14 protein-coding genes are annotated in these 16370 nt (G+C 70.7%); 11 read left to right on the top strand and 3 right to left on the bottom strand.

Features of this window, described 5'->3' with window-relative positions; all coding sequences use genetic code 11:
• Positions 1–10 precede the first annotated feature (10 nt).
• Positions 11–472 (bottom strand): tetratricopeptide repeat protein, encoded by a 462-nt coding sequence (locus ACQP2H_RS30370; protein WP_363817523.1) that lies wholly within the window; start codon positions 470–472, stop codon positions 11–13.
• 1042 nt (positions 473–1514) lie between these two features.
• Between ACQP2H_RS30370 and ACQP2H_RS30365 the strand changes: the two genes are divergently transcribed.
• Positions 1515–2393 (top strand): hypothetical protein, encoded by an 879-nt coding sequence (locus tag ACQP2H_RS30365; protein ID WP_433229929.1) that lies wholly within the window; start codon positions 1515–1517, stop codon positions 2391–2393.
• A 192-nt stretch (positions 2394–2585) separates the two neighbouring features.
• On the opposite strand, the gene ACQP2H_RS30360 is transcribed toward ACQP2H_RS30365, so the two are convergent.
• Positions 2586–3479: a hypothetical protein gene (locus ACQP2H_RS30360; RefSeq protein WP_433229926.1), complete on the bottom strand. Its 894-nt coding sequence runs from the start codon at positions 3477–3479 to the stop codon at positions 2586–2588.
• A 715-nt stretch (positions 3480–4194) separates the two neighbouring features.
• On the opposite strand from ACQP2H_RS30360, the gene ACQP2H_RS30355 reads away from it, so the two are divergent.
• From ACQP2H_RS30355 to ACQP2H_RS30310, 10 genes are all read left to right on the top strand, one after another.
• Positions 4195–4575: a pilin gene (locus ACQP2H_RS30355; protein WP_433229923.1), complete on the top strand. Its 381-nt coding sequence runs from the start codon at positions 4195–4197 to the stop codon at positions 4573–4575.
• 6 nt (positions 4576–4581) lie between these two features.
• Entirely contained in the window at positions 4582–5496 is a 915-nt protein-coding gene (locus ACQP2H_RS30350) for a hypothetical protein (RefSeq protein WP_433229922.1), read from the top strand.
• Positions 5497–5534: 38 nt separating this feature from the next.
• The gene (locus ACQP2H_RS30345; protein WP_433233735.1) at positions 5535–6467 is read left to right on the top strand and encodes a PrgI family protein; all 933 of its coding nucleotides are present in this window, start codon (positions 5535–5537) and stop codon (positions 6465–6467) included.
• A complete protein-coding gene (locus ACQP2H_RS30340) occupies positions 6464–8251 on the top strand; it encodes a VirB4 family type IV secretion system protein (protein ID WP_433229919.1) in 1788 nt (595 codons plus the stop codon). The genes ACQP2H_RS30345 and ACQP2H_RS30340 overlap by 4 nt, the downstream gene beginning before the upstream one ends.
• A 17-nt stretch (positions 8252–8268) precedes the next feature.
• On the top strand, positions 8269–10767 hold the full coding sequence (locus ACQP2H_RS30335; protein ID WP_433233732.1) for a type IV secretory system conjugative DNA transfer family protein: 2499 nt from the start codon (positions 8269–8271) through the stop codon (positions 10765–10767).
• A 209-nt stretch (positions 10768–10976) separates the two neighbouring features.
• Entirely contained in the window at positions 10977–11852 is an 876-nt protein-coding gene (locus ACQP2H_RS30330; protein WP_363817539.1) for a replication-relaxation family protein, read from the top strand.
• 469 nt (positions 11853–12321) lie between these two features.
• Entirely contained in the window at positions 12322–13035 is a 714-nt protein-coding gene (locus ACQP2H_RS30325; protein WP_433229916.1) for a hypothetical protein, read from the top strand.
• 28 nt (positions 13036–13063) lie between these two features.
• The gene (locus ACQP2H_RS30320) at positions 13064–13504 is read left to right on the top strand and encodes a hypothetical protein (protein WP_433229914.1); all 441 of its coding nucleotides are present in this window, start codon (positions 13064–13066) and stop codon (positions 13502–13504) included.
• A 425-nt stretch (positions 13505–13929) separates the two neighbouring features.
• The gene (locus tag ACQP2H_RS30315; RefSeq protein WP_433229911.1) at positions 13930–15036 is read left to right on the top strand and encodes a hypothetical protein; all 1107 of its coding nucleotides are present in this window, start codon (positions 13930–13932) and stop codon (positions 15034–15036) included.
• The gene (locus ACQP2H_RS30310) at positions 15033–15380 is read left to right on the top strand and encodes a hypothetical protein (RefSeq protein WP_433229909.1); all 348 of its coding nucleotides are present in this window, start codon (positions 15033–15035) and stop codon (positions 15378–15380) included. The genes ACQP2H_RS30315 and ACQP2H_RS30310 overlap by 4 nt, the downstream gene beginning before the upstream one ends.
• Before the next feature lie 184 nt (positions 15381–15564).
• Here the strand turns inward: ACQP2H_RS30310 and ACQP2H_RS30305 are convergent, their stop codons facing one another.
• Positions 15565–16083, bottom strand: a complete 519-nt coding sequence (locus ACQP2H_RS30305) for an AAA family ATPase (RefSeq protein ID WP_091250974.1) — start codon at positions 16081–16083, stop codon at positions 15565–15567.
• Positions 16084–16370 lie beyond the last annotated feature (287 nt).

Raw genomic sequence — 16370 nt, 5'->3', positions numbered from 1 at the left:
GGAAACGCGCCTACTTGGACGCCAACTGCTGCGCCAGCCGGTCCAGGCCGCCCTTGATCAGCTGCGCGTAGTCGTCATCACCAAGCGCGCCGATCCCCGCCTGCGCGCGTTGGAGGCACTCACGGGCACGGCCGAGATCGCCTAACTTGCGGTAGCACTCGCCCAGATTGAGATGCAACGACGGATACAAACCAGCCACCGACATCGGCACCCCAGCCTGCGCAACCCGGTCATCGGTGAGCAAGTCAGCCGCCGCCAGCGCTCGCTGATCCCAGATCAACTCCTGATGGACGTCGTCCTGCACATCGGCCATCGAGTGCGCGAGGACGCACACATGCAAGGGATCACCCTGCTCACCGCCGATCTCATCCCAGATCTGCGCGAACAAACCGCGAGCAGCTTCGCGCTGACCCTGATGATGATGCAACTGCACCCCTTGGTTGATACGCGTGAGCGTCTCATCAGTGATCATCAGCTGCTCCTGCACGGCTCATCTGGCGACGACGGCATGAATCGTACTTGCCTCAAGACCATCAGCAGGACCCCGACGCCACCGCAGGTTCGCCTGTCGCGTCCCAGACCCGATGGGAACCGTCCCGTGGTCGCCCGCGCCGCCGTCGATAACGCGCAACTCCATCGTGGAGAAGATCCGCCGCCATAGCGCTCTCCGGAGCAGGTCAACTGAGAAAACCAGCACCTAACGCCGACGCGGATCAGATCAGTTGAGAAAACTCAACCACCAGCTTTCTCAATCGAACTGATCCCCCCAGCTCAGCGCGCTGATCCCGGATCACCTCAACTGAGAACGGACAGTCCCGGTTCGGATAGCTTTCTCCGGCCCGTCCGCCATGGCGACGACCAGCGGAAGCCGCCGAGCGACCCTGAACTCCACCCCTTCTGCCAGTTACCGAGCGTCACTGACAGAACGGGCAGGGATGCCGGCCTCGGCCCGTGGGGACGCCATAGGATCGGCGTGGATCACCGCGTTGACCAGCACTGTGAGAGTGGTGTGAGTGTCACCGGGGCAGCCCGGTTTCACCGCTGCGGCGGCACTGCCACAGGTTGGTCGTGTCAACGGTGGCAGAGCTTCTGCCGCCGACGCAGGTGCGTCCGGCGAGCTGGCACGGCCAGCCGGCAGCGACCGGTGACAGCAGTGTGTGAGCGGGCCGGCCTGTCACAGGCTCCCGTCCGCGAGCGCTGTGAGTGTCGTCGGCGTCGTGTCACGGGACCGTGGGCGGGCCGGTGACAGTGCCGCCGCGAGCCTGCCCGGTGGACTCTGTCAGCCTGTCACAGGGCAGATCAACCCGCCTTTGTCAGATCCGATTCCAACGATCACATTCGATGGAAGTCGGTAGGGGTGGTCCTGACAGAAGCCGGCGGACGGGTGGCGATCGGAGGTCTGAGCAGCTCTGTCAGAGGCTTGTGAGGCTCGTGTGGCGGAATCGGTGCCACCGCTCGCCGCGATGACACCGGCGGCGGTCATCGCATCCCTTCACTGTCACAGGAGTTTTGACATGAGCGTGTCCGACGCTACGGACTGGCCCACCTCCGCCCTTGACGCGGCGGCGACCGCCTTCGCCGCGCTGACGTGCGAACCCGCGCCGCTGGTGCTCGACGGTGCGGCGTTCGGCCCCGACGCGGGTCTCCCTCAGCGGGTGATGCCGCTGCCGGCGCTGCGGGACTGGCTGCTGCGCCACCCCCGTGCCTACACAGCGCGTGACGAGGTGTGGCGGGAGCTGATCCGCCGCGCCCGGCTCGACGGGCCGCACTGGGTCGTCGCTGCGGTCGGCATGGCGCTGCCGGCGCTGCGGCAGTACGCGGCCCGGCTCTGCGAGGGCTACGACGGTGACCCGGCGGACGTGGACGCCGAGATCCTGACCGGTTTCCTGACCGCGCTACGCGACCGGGCCGACCTGACTAAACCCGCGCCGTACGCGGGTCTGTGCCGGGCGGCGTGGCGGGCCGGGCGGGACCTGCGCCTGCAACGGCAGGAGTACCTGCTGGTGGAGGACATCGAACACGCCGCCGCGGGACCCCGGGCCCCGAAGACGCCCTATGGCCACCCCGATCTGCTGGTCCGCCGTGCGGTGACCCTCGGGATCCTCGACCCGGAAGACGAGCAGGCCTACATCGACGTGCGGCTCGGGCACCGGGCGATCGAACCCATCGCCGCCACGGCCGGCATCAGCGTCGACGCGTTGCGGATGCGGTTGTCGCGCATTGACGGCCGCATCGCCGAGGCCCTCGCCGACGGGCTGCTGACCGGGGTCGCGTCGCCGCAGACTCTGGCGCGCCTGCGTGCCCACGCGCAGCGACGCGGCCAGCGGCGGGCCGGGCGTGCCGCGGCCGCCCGCCGCGACACCACCACGGCGCCGGTCACGGCGGCTGCCTGAACGCATGCCGACATGGTGGTGGCCCGACGCGTCGCGTCGGGCCACCACCATGTCGGCTTGCGTTGTCCTGCGGTACGTCGGCGGACAGATGCCGCAGTCCAGCAGGGCCAGGGTCGGATTGCTGTCGACCGGACCTGGCAGGCGGCACGTACGAGCAACCGGAAGGTCCGCTCCATCCGACAGGCGCCGGCTCTATTGGGGGACGTCCGGCAGTTGACCACTCCGGTATGGTTCGGCGGCGTTCCAGACGCTGGTGAACTGCTCGTAGAAGTAGTCGAACCACTCACCGTCCCGTTTGCGGATCAGCCGGAAGGTGGGGCGTAGCTCGTGGCGGCCACCGACGGAGCCGAGGCGAAGCTCCATCGAACCGTCGTTCAGACCGGGGTCGTAGGCGTAGAGCGTGTACGGGGGCAGATAGTCGACCAGGCGCACCTCCAGGCCGTTGCCCTGCGCGAGTCGCCCTTCGAGCATCCTGAGGTTGATGGACAGTCGCTCCTCCAGTCTCTGCCGGCCCCACGTGGGCCCGGCCCGGAAGGCCAGCATGGACATCGCCGCCCCGCCGGGATTGATCAGGAGGACCTTGACCCGGACGTCGCGGTCCAGCGCCTGACCGAGGTAGGTATCGATATAGGGAATGAGCAGCGCCAGGGTCGTCCCCCACAGCCACACCTCGTCCTCAGCCTGCTGGATCAGATGGGAGATCTCGGTGACGTCATCCAGTTCGGCGAAGAACCGGTAGGCGGACACGGGCTGCGTCAGGTCACGAAGAAGCCGTTGGCGGGTCTGGAGCGACTTCGACTTGTGGACGCGGTCGAGCGCGTCAAGCCACTCGGAGACCTCCCGGTCGTCGCGCACCTCGCAGGCGGCGAGGAGGTTGAGCAGGAGTTGGCGGCTGGGCGGCCGGGCCCCGGAGCGCGCGTCACCGAGGGACGTCCGCGGCATCGGCCGGTTGTGCGCGATCCCCCACGACTCCAGCTCCCGCAGGGACAGGTTCCCGCAGTGGGACAGGAGGTGACGGATGCACCGTGCCAGCCCCTCCACCGTCTGCACCAACGAAAGCTCCGTCGCCATGCTGCGGTCGGACATGTGTTCCTCCCCGACGAGATTCGATGCGGCGAGTATCGACGGCGGCCGGGGTGTCCGGCACCTGACCGAGCGTCCCACCGGACACACCCCGGACGGTCTGCTGTCCGGCGGTGCCCGGGGGACCGCCGGACGGCACCGTTGTCCTACGACGGTCGATGATCTTGCTGGACGGGTGGTCGCAGGAGCCTCCTGGTGACATGCCCTCCGACATGCCCCCCTCGCCGCGCACCTGCCGACACGACGCGTTCCCGGACGCCGACAGCGACCACACTCGCCGCCTGCGGGCCAGGATCGTCCCGGTGGTGACCGCCGGTGTCGCTTCCGGTATCGCCCGAGCAGTCACCGCCTGGCTTCTCGACCACCTCAGCCCCTAGCACGCTGCCGCCCACTGGTGAGCGTGCTGTGAGCGCGGCAAGTGTTCGCCACGGCTCACAAGACCCGGTTTGGGGGTGCGGGACTTTTCCGAGCGGTACTGCTGCTCGGTGGTCCCGTCCGCCGCCGGGCGACACGAGGAGCCGCGATCCGCGTGCCTCGGGTGCCGCGCCACGTTGATGCGCTGACACCACATTGATGACCGCAACCCACCCCTAAGGGAGGACGAGCTCCTCCCGGGGCTCGCGGTGTCGTCGGTTCCTTCACCTGCGCCCGGCGGCGGCCCTCTGGACCGCTTCGAGCAATCGCCGCGCCCCGGGGGCGCGGCGGGAGGTAAACCACCATGTCCCGCACCCCACATCACATCCGTGCAACCCACCGGGCCAGTCGTGTCGCGTTGCGGGCGGTTGTGCCGCTGGCCGCCGTCGGCCTGACCCTGACCATCCCGGCCGCCGCGTACGCCGATCCCGGTGGCGCCGTTCACGTGGCGGCGAACTCGCTGCCGGTGGTGATCGCCAATCTGCAGGCCTGGATCATGGGGATCCTCGCCGCGATCGCCACCCTCTTCCTCGTCCTGGCCGGCGTCTACTGGGCCACCGCCGGTGGTGACCCGTCACAGGTGGAGAAGGCCAAACTCGCCCTACGCAACGCGCTGATCGGCTACGGCTTGGCGGTCCTCGCGCCGATCCTGCTGCAGATCATCCAGGGCATCGTCGGCGGCTGAGACGTCATGGGATGGTTCCTCGACCAGGCCCTCGACTGGCTCACCACCGCGATCCTGGCCTGCCTCACCGCGATCTTCGACCTGATCACCGGCATCCTGCTCCACACCCCGAAGGTCACCGCGCTACCGCAGGTGCAGGCCCTCACCGGCCGGTCGGTCTGGATCGTCGACACTGTCTTCGTCCTCGCGTTCGTCGCCGCCGGCGTGCTCGTCATGGTCGCCGGCGGCGGCGAACAGTCCCGGTACACGATCAAGGACCTCCTCCCCCGGCTGGTCGTCGGGTTCACCGCCGCCCACTTCTCCCAACTCGCCTGCGCCCAGTTGATCGACGTGGCCAACGCCCTGACCGGGGCGGTCAGCGAGGGCGGCCCCGGCGACACGGGGGCGTTCACCGCGATCCGGAAGCACCTCACGGCGGCACAGAACCACATGGTCCCGCTATTGTTCCTGATCCTGGTCCTCATCATCGCCGTACTGGTCGTGACGACCGCGTTCCAGGTGATCGGCCGGTTCGTGGCGCTACTGGTGATGACGGCCGTCGCGCCGCTGGCGCTGGCCTGCCACGCCCTGCCACAGACCGACCCGTTCGCCCGCCTGTGGTGGCGCTCCTACACCGGATGCCTCGCGATACCCGTCGCCCAAGCGTTCTTCCTCACCGCGGGCGAACAGACCCTCCTCGACCCGGCGGCCATGCTGCCGGTGTTCGGTCTGCCCGCCGACCCCGGCGGCACCCTGAACCTCCTGGTCGTCGTGGTTCTGCTGTGGACCACCGTCAAGATCCCCACCCTGATGGCCCGCTGGGCGGGGCAGAGCGGACGCGGCACCGCGAACATGCTCGGCGCGGTCGTCCGCGTCGTCGTGGTCCAGCAACTCACCCGCGCCGTCCCCGGCCTCAACACGCTACGAAGGACCATCCGATGACCCGACCCGACTCCGACAGTGACCTGACCCGGGCGCGGATGCCCGCCGACGTCGACGCCCCCGACAAGGTCGCCTACGGCCTGACGTTCCACCAACTGGCGATCGTCGCCGCCGGCACCCTGCTCTTCTACACCGCGTGGCGCACCCTGCACGATGTCGTGCCGGCACCGGTCCTCATCGGCGCGGGTGTGGTGCTCGGCGGGCTGGTCACCGGCCTGGCGCTCGGCCGCCGCGACGGCCTGCCCATGGACGTGTGGCTGCTGCACGCCATCCGCCACACCCGCACCCCCCGCTCGATGTCCAACACCAGCGTCACCGCGGACACCGGGCCGCCGGACTGGGTCGACACACCCAAGAACGGACGAGTGCCGCTGCCGGCGCCGCTGCGGCTGCCCGCAGACGCCATCGACGACGACGGGGAGATCAGCCTCGGCGCGGGCAGGGCGGCGATCGTCGGCACCACCACGGTGAACCTCGCCCTACGCACCCCCACCGAGCAGGCGGCCCTGATCGACGGCTGGGGCAGGTGGCTCAACAGCCTGTCGACGCCCACGCAGATCGTCGTGTCCGCCCAACCGGTTGACCTGGCCTCCCACGGACGTGCCCTCGCCGCCGCCGCGGACGCCCAACCGCACCCCCAGCTGCGGGCGGCGTGCGCCGACCACGCCACGTTCCTCACCGACCTCGCTACCCGACGAGACCCGCTGCGCCGACAGGTCCTGATCGTCCACCGCACGGCGGCCGGCGAGCACAGCCCTCACGCTGGCCTGCGTCGCGCCGACGACACGGCACGGACGCTGTCCGGCCTCGGCGTCAGCCCACGGGTGCTGGACGGACCGGCGGTAACCGCCGCTCTGGCATCCGCCGCCGACCCCTACCGGCCACCGCGCCCGGGCGGACTGGCCGCACCCGACGCCCTCATCACCGCCACCACCCCTGCCCCTGCCCGCACGAAGAGGAAGACACCATGATCAGGAAGAGAGGAACCACGGGAGGCGGTGCGCAGTCGCGGCCGGCCTCGCTGGCGTCGGCGGTCGCGCCGGCCACGGTCGAGGTCACCCCACGGTGGCTGCGCGTCGGCGACGGATACGCGGCCACCCTCGTGGTGACCGGCTACCCGGCCGAGGTCGGCGGCGCGTGGCTGGAACCGCTGCTGTCCTGGCCGGGCCGCCTCGACCTCGCCCTGCACATCGAGCCGCTGCCAGCACCGATCGCCGCTGCCCGCCTACGCACCCAACGGGCCCGCCTGGAGTCATCTCGTCGGGCGGACTCCGACCGGGGCAGGCTGGCCGACCCCTACGTCGACGCCGCCGCCGAGGACGCCGGTGACCTGGCCGAACGACTCGCCCGCGGCGCGGCGAAGCTGTTCCGGGTGGGCCTGTACCTGACGGTGCACGCCCGCTCCGAGGCCGAACTGGCACAGGCGTGCGCGCAGGTACGGGCCGCCGCCGCGTCGACCCTCCTGGACGTGCAGCTGGCGACCTGGCGGCAACTGGCCGGCTGGACCACCACCCTGCCACTGGCCACCGACGGGCTGCGGATGCTCCGCACGATGGACACCGCCGCTTTGGCCGCCGCGTTCCCGCTGGCCAGCCCGGACCTGCCCGCACCGCTGCCCGGCGACCCGCCCACCACCGGCGGGGTCCTGTACGGGGTCAACCCGGCCAGCGCCGGGATCGTCTGGTGGGACCGGTGGGCGCAGGAGAACCACAACTCGATCGTCCTGGCTAGAAGTGGTGCTGGGAAGTCGTACTTCGTGAAACTGGAGATCCTGCGCAACCTCTACCACGGTGTGCAGATCGCGGTGGTGGACCCCGAGGACGAGTACCTGCGGCTGGCCGACGCCGTCGGCGGCAGCGTCGTCCGGTTGGGCCTACCCGGCGTGAAGATCAACCCCCTCGACCTGCCCGACGGCGACCGCCGCCCCGACACCCTGACCCGCCGCGGCCTGTTCCTCCACACCCTCATCAGCGTCCTACTCGGCCACCAGCCGCCACCGGCGGAACGGGCCGCCCTAGACCGGGCCATCCTCGCCGTCTACCGGCAAGCGGGCATCACCACAGAACCCGCCACCCACCACCGACCGGCGCCGCTGCTACGGGACCTCGCGCAGACGCTGCGTACCGACGACGACCCGGCCGCCGCGACGCTGGCAGCCCGGCTCGCGCCATGGGTGCAAGGAAGCTTCGCCGACCTGTTCAACGGCCCCACCACCCAGGTGCCGGTCGGGCACTTGGTCGTGTGGTCGCTTCGGCATCTACCCGATGAGCTGCGCACCGTCGGCACCCTCCTCGCCCTGGACTCGATCTGGCGCACCGTCGACGCACCGCGACGCCCGTCGCAGCGCCGGCTCGTCGTCGTCGACGAGGCATGGCTGCTGATGCGCGACGGCGAAGGCGCCCGCTTCCTGTTCCGCATGTCCAAGGCGGCCCGCAAACGCAACGCCGGGCTGACTGTCGTCACCCAAGACGCCGCCGACGTACTCGGCACCGAACTCGGCCAGGCCGTGGTGTCCAACGCCGCCACCCAGGTGCTGCTACGGCAGGCCCCACAGGCCATCGACGCCGTCGGGGAAGCGTTCGGGCTCACCGGCGGCGAACGACGCCTGCTGCTCTCGGCCCGCCGCGGCCACGGCCTGTTGATCTCCGGGGTGAACAGGACAAGCTTCGAGTCGATCTCCTCCGATGCGGAGCATGCGCTGTGCACCACGAACCCGGCCGATCTGGCCGAGGGCGACGAGGAGGACGACCTGTGACACCACCCCTCGACGCCCTGCGATCCGTGCTCGCGTCGCCGCCACCGGTGCCCAGCCCCACGTTCGGGCCGGGCACCGGTTCCGTTCCGCCTCCTACGGGAGTCGGGGCCGCCCTGGTCGACGCCGCTGTGTGGGCCACACAGCGGCCGTGGTTGGCGGCTGTCGCCGCCGGGCTGCTGGTCGTCTGGGTCGCAGCCTGGAACATGGTCGAGATCTGGCGGCACCGCCACCACGCCCGGGGCGCGCGTCTGGTGACGATCGCGCCGCCGCCCGAGGTCGACCCGCACAGCGCAGGCGCGTTGTGGGCGAACCTCGCCGGTGTACTCACCCCGTCACGGCGGCGGCGTCTGCTCTGCGGCGCCCCGCACGTGGTGTGGCAGTACACGTGGTCCGGTCGGCAGTTGCTCATCTCGATCTGGGTGCCCGGCACTGTCCCGGTAGGGGCGGTCGAGGCGGCGGTACGGGCGGCGTGGCCCAGCTCGGCCACCACCACCGACACCAACCCGCCCCCGCCGATCCCCCTGCACGCGCACCCGGCCACTGGCGGGCATCTGCTGCCGGTGTTCGCGGAGTGGCTACCGCTTGCCACCGACCACGACGCCGACCCGCTGCGCGCGCTGATGTCAGCCGGAGCGCAGCTCAAAGCCGGCGAGTACGCGTGCGTGCAGATCCTCGCCCGCCCGGCCACCCCCCGGCGGGCGGCACGAGCCCGCCGCTCCGCTGGACGGCTACGGTCCGGCACGACCGCTGTCCCGGCGATCAACCCGGCCGCGCCGCTGCTGTGGCTGCTCGACGCGTTCCTACCCGGCAGCGGCGGTGGTGGCCGGGCCACCGTGTCCGCCGTCCGCCGGGATCCGACGGTCGAGCGGGACGTGCGGGCGATCTTGGACAAGACGGCGCACCCGTTGTGGCAGACCGGCATCCGGTACGCCGTCGCCACCACCAACCGGCGTCCCGGCGCGGACTCGGGGGGGCGGCTGCGGGGTATCGCCGACACCCTCGCCTCGGCGTTCGCCATCCACACCGGCCGCAACCGGCTCACCCACCGGGCCCGGATGCCCGCCCCGGTGGCCGTTCTCGCCGCCCGCCGGCTCGGCCCCGGATTCCTCACCTCCGCCCCGGAACTCGCCGCCCTGGCAGCTCTGCCGCAGGACCTCGCCGTGCCCGGCCTCGACCGGGCGCGGGCGGCGTCCATGCCGGCACCGGTCGCCGTCCCCGCAGGCGGGCGTGGCGTGAAGATGCTCGGCGACGCCGAGATCGGTGGCCACAGTGTGGGGCTGTCGGTGCCCGATGCGAGGTATCACATGCATGTGATCGGTGCGACGGGCTCCGGGAAGACCACCCTGCTAGTCAACATGGCCCTCGACGACATCAAGGCCGGTCGGGGCACCGTGGTCATCGACCCGCACGGTGACCTGGTCCTGGACATCCTCGACCGGCTTCCCGCCAGCGTCGCCGACCGCGTCGTGCTCTTCGACCCCGACCAGGAGAACCCGCCGACGCTGAACCCCCTTGAGGGCGATGATCCTGACCTGGTCGTCGACAACCTGGTCAGCATCTTCGGCAGCATCTTCCAGAAGGCGTGGGGGCCGCGGATGGACGACGTCATGCGGGTGGCGTGCCTGACCCTGCTGCGGCACAACAACGTGACCTTGCAGCACATCCCGCCACTTCTGAACAGCCCTCAGTTCCGTGCCGCGATGACGGTGGACCTGGACGATCCGGCCGGGTTGAGCGGCTTCTGGCAGTGGTACGACAGCCTCAACGACAGCCTCCGCTCCCAGGTCATCGGGCCCGTCCTGGCCAGGCTGCGGTCGTTCCTGCTGCGCGACTTCGTCAAGCGCACCATGCGCTACCCGCGCTCCAGCTTCGACATGGGCAAGGTCCTCGACGGTGGGGTGCTGCTCGTCCGGATCCCCAAGGGTGTGCTCGGCGAGGACACCAGCCGGCTCCTCGGCTCCCTGATCCTCGCCCAGGTGTGGCAGGCCGCCACCGCCCGCGCCGCCACAGCATCCGACCGGCGACGCGACGCGACCCTGATCATCGACGAGGCGCAGAACTTCCTCACCCTGGCCAACAGCCTCGACACGATGCTCGCCGAAGCCCGCAAGTACCGGCTGTCGCTCGTCCTCGCCCACCAGGACCTCGCGCAGTTCCCGCGCGACCTACTCGCCGCCGCGTCCGCGAACGCCCGCAACAAGGTCTACTTCACGGTGGCGCCGGAGGACGCGAAGGTGCTGTCCCGACACACGATGCCCGAGCTGGGCGAGCACGACCTCGCTCACCTCGACGCCTACACCGCCGCCGCGCGGCTCGTCGTCGACGGCCGACAGACACCGGCGTTCACGATGAAGACCCGGCCGCCGAAGCCGGTCGTCGGCGAGGCGACCGCCATCCGTCAGGCCGCCGCCGCGGCGGTACCGGCCCAGGACACCAGCGCTGTCGACGACCTCGTGGAGCGGCTCAGCCGCAAACCCGACGACCGGCGCAACCGCCCGAAGAGCGACCGCACCTGACCGTCCTCTGTAAGCCGGTGGCGTCGCCCGGGTCGCTCACCGGCTCGCCACCGGGATCGCCACCCGTGACCGCCCGACACCCGCCGCACATCCCCGACCTGGGCTGTCAGTGCCGCACACACCCCCTGACAGACCCCCGGTGCCGTCTCTTCCCGTGCCAGACACCCCTCCCGATCGGGAGGGAACACTCTTCCCCAGGAGCAAACACCGTGTATTCCCGTGTTCCATCCCTCTCCAGCAAACCCGACCCACTGGCGGTCTTCGGTCGTATCGTTCCCCGCGACCGCGCCCTGCTCGGGTTGCTCGCCGAGCACTACCTGCTGTCCACCGACCAGATCACCCACGCGTTCTTCGACAACCGCCGCACCGCCCAGCGGCGGCTCACGATCCTGCACCGCCTCGACGTGCTGCACCGCTTCGGCCGCAGCGGCGCCCACGGCCGCTACGGATCCCTGCTCTACACCCTCGGGCCCGTCGGCCTGCAACTACACCCGACGAGCTACCACGACCCGAACAGCCACGGCGGCAAGGCACCCCGCAGTTCCCTGGAACGCGCCAAGCGCATCGCCGCCAGTGGCCAGGTCAACCACCTGCTCGGGGTCAACCAGTTCTTCACCGACCTCCTGGCCACCGCCCGCTGTATGGACACCGTCCGGCTGTCGCGGTGGTGGTCCGAGCAGCACGCCACCACCGTCTACGCCCAGGCCGGCATCCGCCCCGACGGCCACGGCGTCTGGACCGTCGACGACACCGCGACCGGGTTCTTCCTGGAACACGACAACGACACCGAGAACCTCGCCCGCGTCGTGGCCAAGCTACGCGGATACGAACGCCTCACCACCTTCGGACCCCGCTACCCCGTCCTGTTCTGGGTACCCAGCCGCCGCCGCGAGACCAGCCTCCTGGGCGTGCTCGCCGGACTGCATACCGCCAGCCCGATCGCGACCGCCGTGCACGGACCCGACCCGGCCGGCCGGGTGTGGACCCTCGTCTCGGACCCCACCCACCGCAGGTACCTGCACGAACTGCCCTGCGACCACGGACCCGACACCGTCACCAACCCGCAACGCTTCGACGACCTTTAGAACTCACACCGCGGCACCGATCTCTCGAACCAAGGGCCCCCGCGCAGGTCGACTACCGACCGCGTCTGTCATCCACCAAGATCGTTTGTGAGAGTCGCGGAGTCTCACAGCGTCCGCGCCGACGACGACCCAGCCCGGGCCGGAACGTCTCACAGTGCAGGTCAACCCCACTCTTCGGCGACCATCTCGCCGCAGCGGCCTGACAGAACAGGCCGCTACCTTTCACGGCACCAACAGCACCCACATATATCCCCACCCGGTCCGGTCCCACCTCGGAACCACCGCCGCACCCACCGGTGCGCCACGCCCACCCGCCCCACCCAGGGCCGGTCGGCACCGCGCCGCGCGGCGACCCCAGGCCACACCGCACCACCCCGTACCGCACCTCTCCCCTTCGACCGACCCACGTACCCGGTGGGCCGGTCATCTCCGCGCGCCCTCACGCGCCCACACCCCAGGAGGAACTGCCATGGCCAAGAACCCGACCCACAAGGCCACCCCGCCGGCCGCCACGCCCACAGCGACGGTCAGCACCATGATCGTCTGCGTTCCGGACAACCTGCCCCGGGAAGCCCTGACCACGCACCAACTCGACCGCACCTTCGGTGTGCAGGGCACCCTGTCGCCCCGGTTCTGGGCCACCGCCATGTACCCGTGGCAGCGCGGCCAGATGTTCGGCCTACGCAAGGGCCGCCCCACCTACTGCGCGGGCGGACCGGTACGACTGCTCGACCTGCACGGCATGCGCCAGGCCGCCGGCATGGGAGCGGGCATCCGCCACCAGCTGTTCAGCCAGGTCGTGCACGGCACCCGGCCGGCCACCCCGTGGCACGTCTACGAGGCCCGCCACCTGGCGGACCCCACCAAGTACCCCTACGACACGGCAGCGGCGGACTTCACCAACCAGCCCCGGGTCAACGCGATCCGGATGCACAACGCCGCCACCTACGGCACCGGGCAGATCGCCCTCGGCGAGCTGGAGATGTACCAGGCCGGCTCTATGGCCTACCAGCACCACAGCGCGCTGACCGCAGTCGCGGCCGACGCGCTGATCACCGCCGACGGCGCGAAGCTGGCCCCAACCAGCGACGCCATGGCCGACCGGGTCACCTACCTCGAACAGGCCCTCCGCCTGCTCACCACCATCGACCCCGATCAGCGGCTACTCGCCGTCGCGCTCTGACCCCAGCATCGACAGGAAGGACACTGCCATGGGTCGCGTCATGTTCCTGCTCGACGAGGTCGAGCAACTCGCCGACGCCTGCATCCGCGCCCGCCGCCGGAACACAGGCGACCGCGATGCACCCCACCCGGCGCCACCGGCGCTGCGGGTGATGCACGACGGGTTCCACCAGATCTACCTGTCCGGCAACGGCACCTCCGTGGGTGAGCATCACCGCCTGCGGCCCGTCACCTCCAGCCTCACCGGCTGGCAGGAGACACCGGTGCTGGCCGGCGAGCTCACCGGCAGGCGCTACCGCCGGCTGCACCCGGGTCGTCTCGGCGACATGCCACTGCGCGGGCCGGAGAGCGACCTGTTGCACCTCATCCAGTCCGGCGTCGACGCCGGCTGGAGCACCTTCGTCGTCGGCTACATCGACGGCACCGTCATTCCCGGTGTCGGCCGCGGACGCTTCCGCGCCCCGCACTGACACCCCCCGGAACCGGCCGGGCCAGCAGCTGCCATCCCTGTACCCGAAGGATGCGCGCTGCTGCCCGGTCGGCCCCGCCACCCACCTCATGCCCCACGGGCGACTGCGACTGCCGCAGGTCCCCGACCAGCAGGCGATCCCCACGGGCGGTGTTCGCCGAGCACCTCGGCCGAGATCAGCCGACCCAGGTTCGCCGCCCCGGCCCAGACCCAGTCCTCGTACCCGAGACACGGCGCCGGGCCTGTGATCCGCCGGCCGCCCCTGGCAGGGGCACCTGTTGCGCTACCGGCCGGCGATGCGGCCGCCCTTCCCCTCTTCCACGACCACCACCGGCAGCGACACCCGCGAGCGCCGGTCACCCCACCGAAGCCGACGGCGACCAGATCCTGGTCGCCGATATCACCCTGTCTGAAAGGACGAGCACCATGATTCAACTCCCGATCTGCCCTGTCTGCCGCGAGCTGGTGGTAGACCAGCCCGCCGAGAACTGGACCAGCGCCTACCGCGGCGATGCCCGATGGTGGCACCTCGCGGACAACCGACCCATCTGCCCAGACGCCGACGGCAACCTCGCCCCGGCGGTCTTCGTCGAGGACCAGCTGCCGGTCGACAGCGCAACCAGCGCCTGGATCGACGCGATGACCGAGCTGTTCGCCCTCGACGGCCCCTCCACCCCCGCCCGACTCGGCAGCGCCATCACCGCCGCCGAACACCTCCACCGGTGGCTGCACACAGCCACCGGGCCCTTCAGCGCGCTGCTGTCCCTGCACACCGCCGCCGACGTCGCCTCCCTGCTCGGATACCTGCACCGCACCAGCCGGCTCCTCGCCCGGGTGCACGCACAGACCGGGTCCTACCTGCTCGACCAGGCTCGACAGACCCAGTTCACTGGCCTCGACGACGACAGCGACGTGCGGGATGAGGTCATCGACGCCGCCGAAGACGTCCAGGTATGGCTGCGCGACGCCGCCGACTGGTCCGCCCAGTCGGCGCAGGCGACCGGTGTGGCCTGGTCCCGCATCCGCACACTCGCCACCCTGACCGGGGCAACGTCCGCACCGCGAACCGACGAGCAACCATCCGGCGGGAACAGTGCGAGCCCGGCCGTGGCGCAGGAGCCGCAGGAGGCGTCTCCCGAGCACCTGGGTGAGCTGGTCGGCTCGGCCTTCGGCGACGAGGCCGGTTTCAGCCCGGCGCTGACCCACACCGCGGCGCGGATGCTCGGCACCGCCGCCAGCTACCTGGCCGACTGCCTCGGCCCGGCCCGATCCGCCGCCATCCCCACCCCGCACGACCTCGCTGATCTCACCACCTCCCTGACCTACCTCACCCACACCCTCATGGGCGGGCTCCAGCACCTCGCCGGCAGCCCACGCGGCAGCGAAAGCGACGGCCTCGACGACGCTGACGCCACCGCGATCCGGGCATCACTCACCGACGCCGCCGTTGCCCTGCGCACCGCCGCGAGCCACCTCGCCACCGCCTCCCACACCGCCACCGGCCCCGAACAGCAAGACGAGGAGCAGCGGTGACCCGCGGCGGCACCCCCACCGGCGACACCGACACGAGCCCACGAGGCCTGACGGTGGTGGACCGGAGCTTCGGCGAACGCGGGGGAGGCTACGACCTCACCGAGGTCCGCCGTACCAGCGGCGGCCACCGACTGCGGGTCCGGATCCACCGCGACCCCTACCCGCAGCAGAGCCACGCCCTCGTCGAGGTCCTCACCCCCGCCATGACCTGGACCGTGCTCGCGGACGAACCCCCCTCGGCCTGGCACCCTGCCACGCCGTACCGCAGCACCAGCCCGACACCGCTGGAGAACCTCGCCGAGCGGCTCTTCCAGCGGGCTGCCGCGATCCTTGACGCCGGGTAGGTCGTCAACCGGAAGCGCCAGGGTGAGGAGCGGTGGTCCGGCAGCGACCAGAGGTGTTGAGCGCGTGTCGGGTCCGCGGCTCTCGACGTCCCGCACCACGCCAATTCCGGCTGGCGTCCGGTCGGACAGGCGATCACCCCGGGCGTGGCCGTGCGGCCGTGCCCGTTCGGTGGGTGGCCGGGCCTCAGGTCCGGACGGCACCGGCGATTCGCCGAGCGGCCTGGGCGGGCGTGAGGTGCGTGGTGTCGACGACCTCGGCCTCGGCATGTAGCCACGTGCGGGCCGCCTCGGCATAAGGCTCGAGATAGCTGAGGCGGAACGGGGAGGGCACGGGATGTTCGCCCTCGATACGCCTGCGGAGGGTGTCGTGGTCAGCGTGCAGGACGAAGTGCCTCACCGGGATGGCGTGGTGGGCCAGGCCTGTGCTGATCTCGTTCCAGTACTGCTCGACCAGGACGGTCATGGGCATCACCAGCGTGCCGCCGGTGTAGTCGAGTACCCGGCGGGCGGTCTCGACGACGAGCTGTCGCCACGGCGGCCAGTGCTGGAAGTTGTCCGTCTCGGGCAGCCCTGGCGTGATGTCCATGAGCGTCTCGCCGACCTTCTCGGCGTCGAGAACCCGTGAGTCCGGGACCAGTCGCTGCAGGAGTGCGCTGGTCGTCGTCTTGCCGGCGCCGTGGGTGCCGTTCAGCCACACGATCATGGAACCCGACGCTAGCGCGTCGCCCGGGAGATCGACGTTCGACCTGATGCCCGTCGGTGCCAAGGTCCGCGATCAGGTTCCAGCCCCTGTGCCTCCGCTCACGCGTCGGATGCGTCGGGGGTGCGATCCCGCCGCCTCTCGCTGGCAGCCACACCAACCCACTGTGACTACCACCGATAGATGGCGGGTCGAGCCGCCATATCCAGGGGCGTCGGCTCAGTTACCAGCGATAGTTGGCGGGGTTTGCCAGGCGTAGGTGGCGGCTCGCGCCGGTGACGATGCTCAAG

The sequence above is a fragment of the Micromonospora sp. CA-248260 genome, from assembly GCF_050942205.1.
GTDB lineage: Bacteria > Actinomycetota > Actinomycetes > Mycobacteriales > Micromonosporaceae > Micromonospora > Micromonospora antibiotica.
The sequence above is the reverse complement of the archived record's forward strand: the minus strand, read 5'-3'. Positions and strand labels throughout refer to the sequence as shown.

Coding starts and splice junctions, on each gene's coding strand:
- ACQP2H_RS30370 (WP_363817523.1), bottom strand. CDS start 472: ATGATCACTGATGAGACGCTCACGCGTATCAACCAAGGGGTGCAGTTG.
- ACQP2H_RS30365 (WP_433229929.1), top strand. CDS start 1,515: ATGAGCGTGTCCGACGCTACGGACTGGCCCACCTCCGCCCTTGACGCG.
- ACQP2H_RS30360 (WP_433229926.1), bottom strand. CDS start 3,479: ATGTCCGACCGCAGCATGGCGACGGAGCTTTCGTTGGTGCAGACGGTG.
- ACQP2H_RS30355 (WP_433229923.1), top strand. CDS start 4,195: ATGTCCCGCACCCCACATCACATCCGTGCAACCCACCGGGCCAGTCGT.
- ACQP2H_RS30350 (WP_433229922.1), top strand. CDS start 4,582: ATGGGATGGTTCCTCGACCAGGCCCTCGACTGGCTCACCACCGCGATC.
- ACQP2H_RS30345 (WP_433233735.1), top strand. CDS start 5,535: ATGCCCGCCGACGTCGACGCCCCCGACAAGGTCGCCTACGGCCTGACG.
- ACQP2H_RS30340 (WP_433229919.1), top strand. CDS start 6,464: ATGATCAGGAAGAGAGGAACCACGGGAGGCGGTGCGCAGTCGCGGCCG.
- ACQP2H_RS30325 (WP_433229916.1), top strand. CDS start 12,322: ATGGCCAAGAACCCGACCCACAAGGCCACCCCGCCGGCCGCCACGCCC.
- ACQP2H_RS30320 (WP_433229914.1), top strand. CDS start 13,064: ATGGGTCGCGTCATGTTCCTGCTCGACGAGGTCGAGCAACTCGCCGAC.
- ACQP2H_RS30315 (WP_433229911.1), top strand. CDS start 13,930: ATGATTCAACTCCCGATCTGCCCTGTCTGCCGCGAGCTGGTGGTAGAC.
- ACQP2H_RS30305 (WP_091250974.1), bottom strand. CDS start 16,083: ATGATCGTGTGGCTGAACGGCACCCACGGCGCCGGCAAGACGACGACC.